Genomic DNA, 12,485 nt, shown 5'->3' with positions numbered 1-12,485 from the left:
CCGGCCCCGACGTCACGGCTTCGCGGGTCAGGTCCTCAGCCTGCCGGGCAGCCAGCCCAACTGCACGGCCTGCTGGAACGGCCCGCCGCCCTCGTGGTCGTTGAAGTCGTACACCTCGATGTCCTTGTCCTGGTGGGCGTAGGCGTTGAAGGCGGCGAAGACGGTCGAGGGCGGGCAGGTCATGTCCTCCAGGGCGGTCGAGAACAGCGCGGGTGCCCGCCCGCGCGCGGCGAAGTGCACTCCGTCGAAGTAGGACAGGGTGGCCCGCGCCCGCTCCGCGCGGCCCCGGTGCGTCTTGAGGTAGTTGCCCACCTCGCGGTACGGGGTGCGGTCGGTGACGGTGAGCGCGCGGGGGAAGTCGCACAGGAACGGGACGTCCGGCGCGATCGCCACGAGGTCGGGTATCAGTCCGCCGACGGCGAGCGTGATGCCACCGCCCTGGCTCACACCGAGGGCCGCGGTGCGTGTCGCGTCGGTCAGGGGATGCGAGCGCGCCGCCTCCACCGCTCGTACCGCGTCGGTGAACACACGCCGGTAGTAGAACGCGTGCGGATCCTCGATGCCTCGGGTCATGAAACCGGGGAACGAGGGCGCGCTGCCCACCGGGTCGGGGGTGTCGCCGACCAACCAGCCGCTGCCCTGGCCCCGGGTGTCCATCACGAAGTGCGCGAAACCGGCCGACGCCCAGAGCAGATGGGTGTGGGCCAGTCCCCGCCCGCCGCCGTAACCGATGAACTCCACGACCACCGGCAGTGGTTCGGTGGTGCCCGCGGGCAGGACGAACCAGCCCTTGACCGGGTGCCCGGCGAAGCCCGCGAACGTCACGTCGTACACGTCCACGGTCGTCAGCCCCGTATCCGTACGCCGCTCGAACCGGGCGCCGAGATCATGGGACCGGGCCTCGTCGAGTGTCTGCGACCAGAACGCGTCGAAGTCCTCCGGTTCCACCGAGCGGCTGCGGTAGTCGCGCAACTCGTCGAGCGGCAGATCGAACAGGGACATGAGGACCGCCTTCTTCGCAGGGTGAGTGATCACCGCGGGGATGGTTGATCACACCGTACGGGGCGGGCGGTACGCGGACGAGGGCGCCTTGGGAACAAGCGGTTCGCACCAGGTCGCGGCGCTCTTCTCGCACGGCCGGCTGACGGCGATCCCCCGTAGGACGGCCCGCCGCGAGCAGTTGCTGGTCCACCTCGCCGCGACGCTCTTCGAGCAGGACCGGGCCTACACCGAACGCGAGGTCAACGAGGCACTGCTCACGGTGCACGAGGACTGCTCGGCACTGCGCCGCCATCTGGTCGTCGCCGGACTGCTGGTCCGGCCGAAGGACGGCAGCAGCTACCGGCTCGGGCGGTAGGGCGAGTCCTGACCGGTGCGTGGCGTGCGCCGTACAGCGCGCCCTACGCGTCCGCCACCGAGTCGAACCGCACCTCGTCCCGTCCTACGCCCTGTGCGTCGGCGTCCACCGAGCGGCGCAATGCCTCGTGGAGCTTGGCCGGGGTCAGCACGCCGAGGAACCGTGAGCCGTCCAGCACCGCGACCCATCCGGCGTCGTGCTGGAGCATTTCGCTGAACGCCTGCTTCAGCGGAGCCCCGACCGGTACCCACGCGTCCATCCTGCGGGCCAGGTCCCCGACCGTGCCGTACTCCCCGGCGATCCGCAGCGCGTCCGCCGCCACCCAGCCGTGCAGATCGCCCGCCCCGTTCAGTACGACCGCCCAACGGGCACCCGCACCGCTCAGCCGCGCCGCCGCCGACCGGACCGGCTCGTCCAGCCGGGCGACCGGCGGCTCCTCCAGATCGTCCGGCTCGATCGTGGTGACCGACAGACGTTTCAGGCCCCGGTCGGCGCCGACGAACCGGGCCACATACGGAGTCGCGGGAGACCCGAGTACAGCCCCCGGGGTGTCGAACTGCTCGATGCGCCCCGCTCCGTACACCGCGACGCGGTCACCCATCCGGACCGCTTCCTCGATGTCGTGGGTGATCATCAGGACCGTCTTCCTGACGGTGGCCTGCAGGCTCAGGAATTCGTTCTGCAGCCGCTCCCGCACCACCGGGTCGACCGCGCCGAACGGCTCGTCCATCAGCAGCACCGGCGGATCGGCGGCCAATGCCCGTGCCACGCCCACTCGTTGGCGCTGGCCACCGGAGAGCTGGGCAGGGTAGCGGGAGCCGTAGGTCTTCGGGTCGAGGCCCACCAGATCCAGCAGTTCTGCCGCGCGCTCACGGGCCCTCGCCCGCTTCCAGCCGACGAGCGAGGGGACGGTCGCGGTGTTGTCGAGGATCGTGCGGTGCGGGAAGAGCCCCACCTGCTGGATGACGTAGCCGATCCCGCGGCGCAGCTTCACCGGGTCCACGCCGGAGACGTCCTCGCCACCGACCAGGATCCGGCCGGACGAAGGCTCGATCAGCCGGTTCACCATCATCATCGTGGTGGTCTTGCCACAGCCGGACGGGCCGACGAGGGTGACCAGCTCCCCCTCGGCGACCTCGAAGGAGAGTCCGTCGACCGCGCTCGTACCGTCCGGGTAGACCTTGCTGACCTGCTCGAACCGGATCATTCCTGCACGGTAGGAGGCCTCCGGGCGGGCCGCACACCGGCCGCGACCGTCCGTGTCGCGGGCCGTGTGCTGAACTGTGCGTGGAACGTCTGATTCAGGAGCACCTTGTGAGCAGCTACCGGCATCCCGGCATCGTCTTCACCGACCGCTATTTCACGGTCCCGCTCGACCACACCGATCCGGGCGGTGAGCAGATCGAGATCTTCGGCCGAGAAGCCGTGGCGAGCGGCAGGACCGGCGAGGAACTGCCCTGGCTGGTCTATCTGGAGGGCGGCCCCGGCTTCGGCGCCCGGCGCTTCATCGGTACGGAGGCATGGCTGGGACGGGCCGTGCGGGAGTTCCGGGTGCTGCTCCTGGACCAGCGCGGAACCGGTCTCTCCACCCCGGCCAACCGGCAGACCCTGCCGCTGCGCGGCGGCCCGCGCGAGCAGGCCGACTACCTCGCCCACTTCCGCTCCGACAGCATCGTGCGCGACTGCGAGCTGATCCGCCCGCAGCTGACCGGCGGCGAACCGTGGACGGTACTCGGCCAGTCCTTCGGCGGTTTCTGCGCCGTCCGCTACCTGTCGGCCGCCCCCGAAGGCCTCAAGTCCGTGCTCATCACCGGTGGACTGCCCTCGCTCGACGCACACGCCGACGACGTCTACCGGGCCGCCTACCCGCGGATCGAGCGCAAGGTCGCGGCCCACTACGCCCGCTACCCGCAGGATGCCGGGCGCGCCCGGGAGATCACCGCTCACCTCGCGGAGCACCGCCCCGACAGCGCCGGACACCGTCTGACGCCCGAGGCATTCCAGTCCCTCGGCATCATGCTGGGCGGTGGCAACGGCAGCCACCAGCTCCACTATCTGCTGGAGAACGCCTTCGTCCGCACGCCGCACGGCACCGAGCTGTCCGACACCTTCCAGGAGGCCATGCGCACGGCCGCTTCATTCGCCGGGCATCCGCTGTACGCGCTCATGCACGAGGCGATCTACGGTCAGGGCGAACGGCCCACCGCCTGGGCCGCGGAGCGGGTCCGTGCCGAGTTCCCGCAGTTCGACGCGGCCGAGGCGCTCAAGGGCGACGGCCCGGTGCTCTTCACCGGTGAAAGCATCCACCCCTGGCACTTCGAGGTCGACCCGGCGCTGCGCCCGTTGCGCGAGACCGCCGAACTGCTGGCCGCCCGTACCGACTGGGCACCGCTGTACGACCCCGCGCGCCTGGCCGCCAACGAGGTGCCGGTCGCCGCCGCCGTCTACCACGACGACATGTATGTCGACACCGGACACGCGCTGCGCACGGCGGCGGCGATCCGCGGGCTCCGTACCTGGGTCACCGACGAGTTCGAGCACGACGGGCTGCGCGCGGGCGGACCGCGGGTACTGGACCGGCTGCTCGCCCTCGTCCGGGACGAGGCCTGACCCCGTCCCCTTCTCGACGTCAGGAGCCGGTCATGCGGGGTGCATGACCGGCTCCTGACGCCACCGAGGGTGATTCTCGTACGGGGGCCGTCTCCGTGCGTGGCGGCTCAGCTCTGCAGGGCCTCCAGCGTCGCGTCCAGGTCCGTCGCCGAGCGCGGAGCGCGGTTGTACGGCAGCTTCGACAGGAGCGCCGCCATGCCGCAGGTGTTGGTCACGGCGGAGAAGACGAGACCGGAGCCCACACCGGCGGAGACCCAGCGCGCGGCCGGGAAGCGCACGCCGGCCAGCAGTCCGGCCACCACGAGCGAACCGGCGGCGAGCCGGACCTGACGATCCATCGGCCACGCCGCCCGTGCTCCGGCGGGACGGTCGAGATCGCGCCCCTCGCCCTCCCAGGCGGAGGTGCCGCCGGACAGCGTGACGGCCTCGATGTCCGCCGCCGCGAGAATGTCGCAGGCCCGGGTCGAGCGGATGCCGGAGGCGCAGACCACGAGCAGCGAGCCGCGGGCCGCGGCGGACTTCAGCGCGGGCACGGCCTCGGGGAAGCGGTCCAGCGGGATGTTCAGGGCACCGGGAACGTGCCCGGAGGCGTACTCGCCGGGAGCCCGCACATCGATGACGGTGAACTCCGCGAGACGGGCCGCGGCCTGGGCGGGGGAGAGGGAGAGGGGGCTGGTCACGAGCAGTGTTTCCTTTCGTTCACCGGGGCTGGGGGAGGGACTCGGTCCCTTCCTTCCCCATTCGGGTAGAATACCCCTTGGGGTATCAGGAGGAGGATGTGTGGAACTCGACATGGCGGCCGACGAACTGAAGTCGGTCCTCAACCGCCTTCGCCGCGCTCAGGGCCAGCTCGCCGGGATCATCAGGATGATCGAGGAGGGCCGGGACTGCGAGGACGTCATCACCCAGATGGCGGCCGTCTCCAGGGCGCTCGACCGGGCCGGTTTCGCGATCATCGCCACGGGCCTGCAGCACTGCATGGCCGACGGTGGCGGTGAGCCCGCCGATCGCGAGCAGATGCGGACGCGGCTGGAGAAGCTCTTTCTCTCACTGGCCTGAGCCGGGGGCAGCACCGGCCGGCCGGTGGATCGACGTCGTGGCTCTCACGCCACGGCGTCGACGAGCATGAACACGGCCACGGCCAGCAGCACCACGCCGAAGATCCGTTGGAGCGCGGCCGTGGACACCTTCGAGGCCAGGCGCTGCCCGTCCCAGGCCCCGAGGACCGCCGCCGCCGTGAACGGGGCGATCACCGCCCAGTCCAGCGCGGTGGGCGCGGCGAGGCGGGTGACCAGGGCCGCCGTGGAGTTCACGGTGATGACCAGCAGGCTGGTCCCGACCGCCGAGGCCATCGGGACGGCCAGCACGGTGACCAGGGCGGGCACCGCGAGAAAACCGCCGCCCACCCCCAGGAACCCGGTCACGGCGCCGAGTCCGGCACCCGCCCGTGCGGCCCGCCCGGCGGGCACTGGGCCCTGCGGCGCGGCCTCGGCCCGCGGCCGGAGCATCCGGACCGCGGCGACCACCGCGAGGACGGCGAACGCGGCAGTCAGCACCCCGGACGGAATCCGCATGGACAGGGCCCCGGCAACGGCGGCCGGGACGATTCCGGCCGCAGCGAAGAGCCCGCCCGTACGCCAGCGGACCCTGCCCTGTCTGGCATGGGCGACGAGGCCGGTGAGAGACGTGGCGATGACGATGAGGAGCCCGGCAGTGGTGGCGGCGGCCGGGGTGAAGCCGAGCAGATAGATCAGCGCGGGGACGGCCAGAACACTTCCGCCGCCGCCCAGTCCGCCGAGGGCCAGGCCGACCACCGCCCCGGCGAGCAGCGCCAGAATGAGCGTCGTCATGAGATGGTGCCCGCCGCCCCGCGCCGGTCGCGCACCGGCAGCCCCTCAGTCGCCCAGGAGGTCATGCCGCCCACGACGTCGACGGCCTGGGCGCCGCGGTCGGCGAGGATCCGGGCCGCCTGTCGGGACCGGTTGCCGGAGCGACAGATCACCACCACCGGACGGCCCGTCGCCGAGTCGGGCAGCGACGCGCCCTCGGTGAGCCGGGACAGGGGCAGATGGATCGCCCCCGGCGCGTGACCGGCGTTCCACTCGGGCAACTCACGTACGTCCAGCAGAACAGCCGGACCGTCGGTGGTCATGCGGGCGGCCTCGGCAGGGGTGACGCGGCCGGGGCCGCGCCGGAACAAGGACATCAGGGAAGACATGGAGAACACTCCTCGGGTGCGGGTGCGGGTGCGGGTGTGTGGTCGTCGGGTGGTCAGGCCGTGGTGGCGGCCGGGTCGGCGGAGAGGGGGACGGTCAGGCTCAGGCCCGCTGCCGACGCCCCGTCGAAGCCGTCGTCGACGGCCACCACCTCTCGTCCCGCCGCATCCAGCAGTGACGCGGCGATCGCCGCCCGCATCCCGCCCGCGCAGTGCACCCACACGACGCCCGGCGGCACCTCGTCCAGCCGTCGGCGCAGTTCGTGCACGGGAATGTGCATCGCCCCCGTGATCGCTCCGCCGCTGTGCTCGGCGTCCCTGCGCACATCGAGAACCACCGGGTCCTCGCCGCGCGCCCGTGCGGCTGCCAGACCCGCGAAGTCGGATCTGCGGAACGACCGCAGCGCCGCCGGTGCGCGTACCCAGTCCTCGGGGCGGCCGGTGGCGGCGGCCACCGGCCGCCCCATGCCGACGCGCGACAGCTCCCGCTGCGCGTGCGCGACATCCGCAGCCGTGCTCGCGAGCAGGGTGACAGGCTTGCCCCAGGGGATCAGCCAGGCCAGATACGTCGCGAGCTGTCCCTCGCCCTCGAAGTTGAACGATCCGGCCACATGGCCCTCGGCGAACGCCAGCCGGCTGCGCAGATCCACCACCCATTCGCCCGCGGCGAGCCGCCGGGATATCTCCTCGGGGTCGGCCGCATCCGGCGGGGTCAGATCGAGCGGAGCGGGGCCTGCCGCATTGGCCGGTCCCATGTGCGCGTAGTACGCGGGCACGTCGTCGAGGCCGGCGAGCAGTTCCGCGACGAAGGTGTCGACATCCTTGACCAGCGCATCGTTCCGGCTGCGCTCCTCGCCGATCGTCGTGGCCGCCCCCTCGCCCTGGGCGGACGAACAGAAGCTGCCGAAGCCGTGCGTCGGCAGAACCGGCACGGTGTCTTCGAGCTCGTCGGCGAGCCGGTGCGCGGAGGCGTGCTGGGCGCGCGCCAGTCCGGCGGTGAGCCGAGGCTCCACCAGGTCGGGCCGGCCCACGCCGCCGATCAGCAGCGAGCCACCGGTGAAGGCGGCGACTGCCCGGCCTTCCTCCTCCAGCACGTAGGACGTGTGGTGCGGAGTGTGCCCGGGAGTGGCGAGCGCGCGCAGCGTGAGACCTTCGTCGACCGGGGCGATGTCACCGTCGGCCACCGGGACCCGGGTGAAGGAGACCTCCGCCGCGGCCGGCACCAGATATCGCGCACCGGTGACGCGCGCCAGCTCCAGGCCGCCCGTCACGTAGTCGTTGTGCAGATGTGTCTCCACCACGAGGGCGACACGCACGCCGCGCCGGGCCGCCGCGGCGATGACCCGGTCGATGTCGCGGGGCGGATCCACGACCACGGCGGCCCGCTGCCCGCCCGCCAGATAGCTGCGGTTGCCGAGGCCCGCTGTCTCCATGGTGTCGACGAAGAACACGACACGACTCCTTCCGTACGGTGTACCCCGGGGGGTATCTCTCCTCCAGATTAACATCGATACCCCGGGGGGTATATCTTGCTCGGGTGAGAGATGGGCAACGCCGGGAAGCGGGAGTGTGAGGCGGGGACGGCGCCGATCGTGGACGGTCGAATCCGGCCGGTCCCGGCGGATCGCCGCAGCTGCCGACCGGGTACCGCTGTGGCCGGCGCCCGGACAAGGAGAAGGCCGGCCCGGCGCCATGGGCGCCGGGCCGGCCTTCTCCGGTGGTGCTTTCCCCTCGGGGGTGTCGAGCGTTGCGCCCGACGGGACTGGTCAGTCCGTGCCGAACTCCATCGCGGCGCGGTCCAGCATCTCGTCGTCGCCGGAGACCTCGCCGCGGGAGGCGATGGCCTGCGCGCCGCCCTCCGGCATGGTGCCGATCAGCCCGGTCGCGGCCGCCTGGGCGGCGCCGATGGCGGGATTGGCGGTACCGATCAGACCGATCCCGGCGTACTGCTCCAGCTTGGCGCGCGAGTCGGCGATGTCGAGGTTGCGCATGGTGAGCTGGCCGATGCGGTCGACCGGGCCGAATGCCGAGTCCTCGGTGCGCTCCATGGACAGCTTGTCCGGGTGGTAGCTGAACGCCGGGCCCGTGGTGTCGAGGATCGAGTAGTCCTCGCCGCGCCGCAGCCGCAGCGTCACCTCGCCGGTGACGGCCGCGCCGACCCAGCGTTGGAGCGACTCCCGCACCATCAGGGCCTGCGGGTCCAGCCAGCGGCCCTCGTACATCAGCCGGCCGAGGCGCCGTCCCTCGTTGTGGTACTGGGCGAGGGTGTCCTCGTTGTGGATCGCGTTGACCAGGCGCTCGTACGCCGCGTGCAGCAGGGCCATGCCGGGCGCCTCGTAGATGCCGCGGCTCTTGGCCTCGATGATCCGGTTCTCGATCTGGTCCGACATGCCCATGCCGTGCCGGCCGCCGATGGCGTTCGCCTCCATCACCAGCTCGACGGGGGAGGCGAACTCCTTGCCGTTGATCGTCACCGGCCGGCCCTGGTCGAAGCCGATCGTCACGTCCTCGGCGGCGATCTCGATCGAGGGGTCCCAGAACCGCACGCCCATGATCGGCTCCACCGTCTCCACGCCGGTGTCCAGGTGCTCCAGGGTCTTGGCCTCGTGGGTGGCGCCCCAGATGTTGGCGTCCGTGGAGTAGGCCTTCTCCGTGCTGTCGCGGTAGGGCAGGTCGTGGGCGACCAGCCACTCCGACATTTCCTTGCGGCCGCCGAGTTCGGTGACGAAGTCCGCGTCCAGCCAGGGCTTGTAGATCCGCAGGTGCGGATTGGCGAGCAGGCCGTACCGGTAGAACCGCTCGATGTCGTTGCCCTTGAAGGTCGAGCCGTCGCCCCAGATCTGTACGTCGTCCTCAAGCATCGCCCGGACCAGCAGGGTGCCCGTGACGGCGCGGCCGAGCGGCGTGGTGTTGAAGTAGGCGCGTCCGCCCGAGCGGATGTGGAACGCCCCGCACGTGAGCGCGGCCAGACCCTCCTCGACCAGTGCCGCGCGACAGTCGACCAGGCGCGCGATCTCGGCACCGTAGGTCTTCGCGCGGCCGGGCACCGAGGCGATGTCGGGCTCGTCGTACTGGCCGATGTCGGCGGTGTAGGTGCACGGGACGGCGCCCTTGTCGCGCATCCACGCGACGGCGACCGAGGTGTCGAGACCGCCGGAGAAGGCGATGCCGACGCGCTCGCCGGCGGGGAGGGAGGTGAGGACCTTAGACATAGGAAGAGTATGCATAATCTCGCATGATCATGCAAAGTCCGACGCGGTCATCTCTCTTGGAGTCGGTGCGTGAGTGCATCGCCAGTGCCTCACGAATCGCAGTTCTGGTCGCAAAACTCCAGGTCAGAGAGTTGATGTTGTCCAGACCATTGACATGTAAGGCTCATGATGTTGAATTCGGTGTTGTTGTGTTGCGCGACTCCGGTGACTTGAGTGATCAATGGAGGACCAGTGACGCCTCGCCCATCCCGTCTCACCGCGCTCGGCGCGGCGGCGACCCTGCTCGCAGGCGGCCTGCTGACCGCAGTGCCGCCCGCCCAGGCGGCCGACAGCACCCGGACCACCCGTCAGGCGCAGGCCCACGAGGGCCGGGGTACTCCGGTCATCACGCCGACCCCGCAGTCCGTGAAGAAGCGATCCGACCGGATCACCATCAGCCCCACCGTCACTCTGGTGGCGGGCGCGACCTCCGACGAACCCTCCCTGCGTGTGGTGGAGAGCGCACTGCGCTCGGCCGGAGCGCAGCGCGTCGTGCGCGGGGACAAGCCCGGCAGGAGCGGGCTCACCGTCCATGTCGGCGACGCCGCCGCGCTCGCCGCCCTGCGCCTCGACGGCCCGTCCGCACTGCCCGCCGACGGCTATGTCCTCGGCATCGGCGCCGGACGCATCGTCCTCGCGGGCAAGGACACCACCGGCACGTACTACGCAGCACAGAGCCTGCGCCAGGTCCTGCCGCAGGAGAGGCATCCGGGTGCCGAGGTCGCCGGGCTCGCCGTGCGCGACTGGCCCGGCACCGCGCTGCGCGGAGTCATCGAGGGCTTCTACGGCACCCCGTGGTCGCACGAGGCCCGGCTCGACCAGCTCGACTACTACGGCGAGCACAAGATGAACATCTACGTGTACTCGCCGAAGGACGATCCGTATCTCCGCGCGAAATGGCGCGACGCCTACCCCGACGACCGGTTGGCCCAGATCAAGGAGCTCACCGACCGGGCCGTCCAGCGGCACGTCGAGTTCACCTACGCGCTCTCGCCCGGCCTCTCCGTCTGCTACAGCTCGGACGCCGACGCCAAGGCGCTGGTCGAAAAGTTCCAGACGATCTGGGACATCGGCGTACGGACCTTCGCCGTGCCGCTCGACGACATCAGCTACACCGACTGGAACTGTGCCGAGGACAAGGCGAGATGGGGGACCGGCGGCGGTGCGGCGGGCGCGGCCCAGGCCTATCTGCTCAATCGGGTCAACAAGGAGTTCATCTCCACCCACCCGGGCGCCCAGCCGCTCCAGATGGTTCCCACCGAGTACTACAACGTCTCCGCGTCGCCGTACAAGAAGGCGCTGTCCGAGCAGCTCGACCCCGATGTCCTCGTCGAATGGACCGGCGTGGGAGTCGTCGCCCCGACCATGACCGTCGCCGAGGCCGAGGCCGCCCGCACGGTCTTCGGCCACCCGATCCTGACGTGGGACAACTACCCGGTCAACGACTACGCGACCAACCGGCTGCTGCTCGGCCCGTTCAACGGACGGGAGAAGGGGCTGCCCGGCAGGCTGGCCGGGATCACCGCCAACCCGATGATCCAGCCGTACGCCTCGAAGATCGCTCTGTACACCGTCGCCGACTACGCGTGGAACGACGCCGCGTACGACCCCCGCACCTCGTGGGGCGAGGGGCTCAGGGAGTACGCGGGAGGCGACCCCCGTACCGAGAAGGCGCTCCGGGCCTTCGCGGACGTCAACTACAGCTCGGCGCTCAACAAGGACCAGGCTCCCGAACTGGCCGCGCAGTTCGCCGACTACTGGAAGTCCGGTGACGCCGCCCGACTCGCCTCGGCGCTCGGCGCGCTCGGCGCCGCCCCCGACCGGTTGCGCAGCAACCTCCCGGACCGGGGCTTCCTCGCGGACTCCGGCCCCTGGCTGGACGCGACCAAGTCCTGGGCCGTCGCCGCCCGTACGGCTCTGAGCATGGTCGAGGCCGCCCGCGCCGGGAAGGGTGCGCAGGCCTGGGAACTCCGGCAGCGACTGGCCGCACAGGTCACCGCGGCGAAGTCCTTCACCTACACCGGCCTCGACGGTCGCAAGGTACCGGTCCTCGTCGGTGACGGGGTGCTGGACCGCTTCATCGACGCCGCGAACGCCGAGCACGACCGGATACTCGGGGTGAGCGGGCGGCCCTCGGTGACGACCGGCCTGGGTACCTATCAGAGCAACACGCCGGCGCGGATGCTCGACGGCGACGACTCCACCTACTTCTGGAGCGACGGGGCGCCCGCCGCCGGTGACGGGATCACCCTGGACCTGGGCCGGGTACGGGACATCGGCGACATCACTCTCGCCATGGCCAAACCCGGCAGCGCCGACGACTACATCCACGAAGGGGTTCTCGAGTACTCGGCCGACGGACAGCAGTGGCAGCAGCTCACCGCCTTCTCCGGAAAGCCGGACGTCACCGCGACCGTGCCCGTCGGAACCAAGGCGCGCTATGTGCGGGCACGGGCGACCGCCGGCCAGGAGAACTGGCTCGTCGTGCGGGAGTTCGCAGTGGCCACCGCGGACGGCGCCGTCACCGGAGGACCGCCCGCAGCGGCCGGATCCTCGCTGCGGGCGGCCTCCGACGGAGACCTCGCAACCGTCTACCGGGCGGCCCGCGCCCCTGAGGCGGGGGAGGCGCTGGAGGTGGCGCTCGGCGCCGCTCGTTCCGTACGGTCCGTCACCGTGCTGCAGCCGGCCGGATCCGCCGGCCGCGCCGACATCCAGCTGCGGGGCGCCGACGGAACCTGGCAGACCATCGGCGCCGTCGACGGCCCCTACAGCCGGGTGGGCACGGCGGCCCGTACGGCCGACTCGGTACGCCTCCTCTGGCGTACGGGGTCGGCGGCGCCGCAGATCGCCGAAGTGGTGGTGACCGGGCAGGACTGAGGCCCGACGGGCGGACAGCGGGGGCGAGATCCCGCCGTCCGCCCCCTGCTCACGGAACCGTCCCGCGCCCGGTCCCGCCCGGAGGTCTCCGGGCGGGACCGGGCGCATCCCTGTGCGTCCGAGGCCGAAACCGGCAGGAGCAGGTTGTTCCCAGAGCGGCAAGCGACCGCTTAGT

General features: G+C 71.3%; 11 protein-coding genes. 4 read left to right on the top strand and 7 right to left on the bottom strand.

The window, feature by feature from the left end; all coding sequences use genetic code 11:
- Nucleotides 1-27: 27 nt before the first annotated feature.
- Nucleotides 28-1,002: an acetylxylan esterase gene (locus ACF1B9_RS15275; protein WP_391743896.1), complete on the bottom strand. Its 975-nt coding sequence runs from the start codon at nt 1,000-1,002 to the stop codon at nt 28-30.
- A 40-nt stretch (nt 1,003-1,042) separates the two neighbouring features.
- On the opposite strand from ACF1B9_RS15275, the gene ACF1B9_RS15270 reads away from it, so the two are divergent.
- Complete coding sequence (locus ACF1B9_RS15270; protein ID WP_391743878.1) at nt 1,043-1,357, top strand: DUF2087 domain-containing protein; 315 nt, start codon at nt 1,043-1,045, stop codon at nt 1,355-1,357.
- Between the two features lie 43 nt (nt 1,358-1,400).
- On the opposite strand, the gene ACF1B9_RS15265 is transcribed toward ACF1B9_RS15270, so the two are convergent.
- Nucleotides 1,401-2,564: an ABC transporter ATP-binding protein gene (locus ACF1B9_RS15265; protein WP_391743879.1), complete on the bottom strand. Its 1,164-nt coding sequence runs from the start codon at nt 2,562-2,564 to the stop codon at nt 1,401-1,403.
- A gap of 107 nt (nt 2,565-2,671) precedes the next feature.
- On the opposite strand from ACF1B9_RS15265, the gene ACF1B9_RS15260 reads away from it, so the two are divergent.
- Nucleotides 2,672-3,967 (top strand): alpha/beta fold hydrolase, encoded by a 1,296-nt coding sequence (locus ACF1B9_RS15260; RefSeq protein WP_391743880.1) that lies wholly within the window; start codon nt 2,672-2,674, stop codon nt 3,965-3,967.
- A gap of 107 nt (nt 3,968-4,074) precedes the next feature.
- Here the strand turns inward: ACF1B9_RS15260 and ACF1B9_RS15255 are convergent, their stop codons facing one another.
- Nucleotides 4,075-4,647 carry a rhodanese-like domain-containing protein gene (locus tag ACF1B9_RS15255; RefSeq protein ID WP_391743881.1) on the bottom strand — a complete coding sequence of 191 codons (573 nt, stop codon included), beginning with the start codon at nt 4,645-4,647 and terminating at the stop codon, nt 4,075-4,077.
- Nucleotides 4,648-4,747: 100 nt separating this feature from the next.
- Between ACF1B9_RS15255 and ACF1B9_RS15250 the strand changes: the two genes are divergently transcribed.
- Nucleotides 4,748-5,026, top strand: coding sequence for a metal-sensitive transcriptional regulator (locus tag ACF1B9_RS15250; RefSeq protein WP_351083362.1), 279 nt, complete (start codon nt 4,748-4,750; stop codon nt 5,024-5,026).
- A gap of 44 nt (nt 5,027-5,070) precedes the next feature.
- Here ACF1B9_RS15250 and ACF1B9_RS15245 read toward each other — a convergent pair whose 3' ends face one another.
- The 4 genes from ACF1B9_RS15245 to argG all read right to left on the bottom strand — a co-directional run bounded on the left by ACF1B9_RS15245 (nt 5,071) and on the right by argG (nt 9,394).
- On the bottom strand, nt 5,071-5,817 hold the full coding sequence (locus ACF1B9_RS15245) for a sulfite exporter TauE/SafE family protein (protein WP_391743883.1): 747 nt from the start codon (nt 5,815-5,817) through the stop codon (nt 5,071-5,073).
- Nucleotides 5,814-6,173 carry a rhodanese-like domain-containing protein gene (locus tag ACF1B9_RS15240; protein ID WP_391743897.1) on the bottom strand — a complete coding sequence of 120 codons (360 nt, stop codon included), beginning with the start codon at nt 6,171-6,173 and terminating at the stop codon, nt 5,814-5,816. The genes ACF1B9_RS15245 and ACF1B9_RS15240 overlap by 4 nt, the downstream gene beginning before the upstream one ends.
- 65 nt (nt 6,174-6,238) lie before the next feature.
- Nucleotides 6,239-7,633, bottom strand: coding sequence for a rhodanese-like domain-containing protein (locus ACF1B9_RS15235; protein WP_391743885.1), 1,395 nt, complete (start codon nt 7,631-7,633; stop codon nt 6,239-6,241).
- 315 nt (nt 7,634-7,948) lie between these two features.
- On the bottom strand, nt 7,949-9,394 hold the full coding sequence (gene argG, locus ACF1B9_RS15230) for an argininosuccinate synthase (protein WP_391745225.1): 1,446 nt from the start codon (nt 9,392-9,394) through the stop codon (nt 7,949-7,951).
- 231 nt (nt 9,395-9,625) lie between these two features.
- Between argG and ACF1B9_RS15225 the strand changes: the two genes are divergently transcribed.
- Nucleotides 9,626-12,310, top strand: coding sequence for a beta-N-acetylglucosaminidase domain-containing protein (locus ACF1B9_RS15225; RefSeq protein WP_391745223.1), 2,685 nt, complete (start codon nt 9,626-9,628; stop codon nt 12,308-12,310).
- Nucleotides 12,311-12,485 lie beyond the last annotated feature (175 nt).

Origin of the sequence: Streptomyces sp. NPDC014727 (genome assembly GCF_043083485.1) — a bacterium.
In the GTDB taxonomy this organism is placed as follows: domain Bacteria; phylum Actinomycetota; class Actinomycetes; order Streptomycetales; family Streptomycetaceae; genus Streptomyces.
The sequence above is the reverse complement of the archived record's forward strand: the minus strand, read 5'-3'. Positions and strand labels throughout refer to the sequence as shown.

What these genes read in the sequence shown, in the direction of transcription:
- ACF1B9_RS15240 (WP_391743897.1), bottom strand. Translation starts at nt 6,173, where the DNA reads ATGTCCTTGTTCCGGCGCGGCCCCGGCCGCGTCACCCCTGCCGAGGCC.
- ACF1B9_RS15275 (WP_391743896.1), bottom strand. Translation starts at nt 1,002, where the DNA reads ATGTCCCTGTTCGATCTGCCGCTCGACGAGTTGCGCGACTACCGCAGC.
- ACF1B9_RS15245 (WP_391743883.1), bottom strand. Translation starts at nt 5,817, where the DNA reads ATGACGACGCTCATTCTGGCGCTGCTCGCCGGGGCGGTGGTCGGCCTG.
- ACF1B9_RS15265 (WP_391743879.1), bottom strand. Translation starts at nt 2,564, where the DNA reads ATGATCCGGTTCGAGCAGGTCAGCAAGGTCTACCCGGACGGTACGAGC.
- argG (WP_391745225.1), bottom strand. Translation starts at nt 9,394, where the DNA reads ATGTCTAAGGTCCTCACCTCCCTCCCCGCCGGCGAGCGCGTCGGCATC.
- ACF1B9_RS15270 (WP_391743878.1), top strand. Translation starts at nt 1,043, where the DNA reads ATGGTTGATCACACCGTACGGGGCGGGCGGTACGCGGACGAGGGCGCC.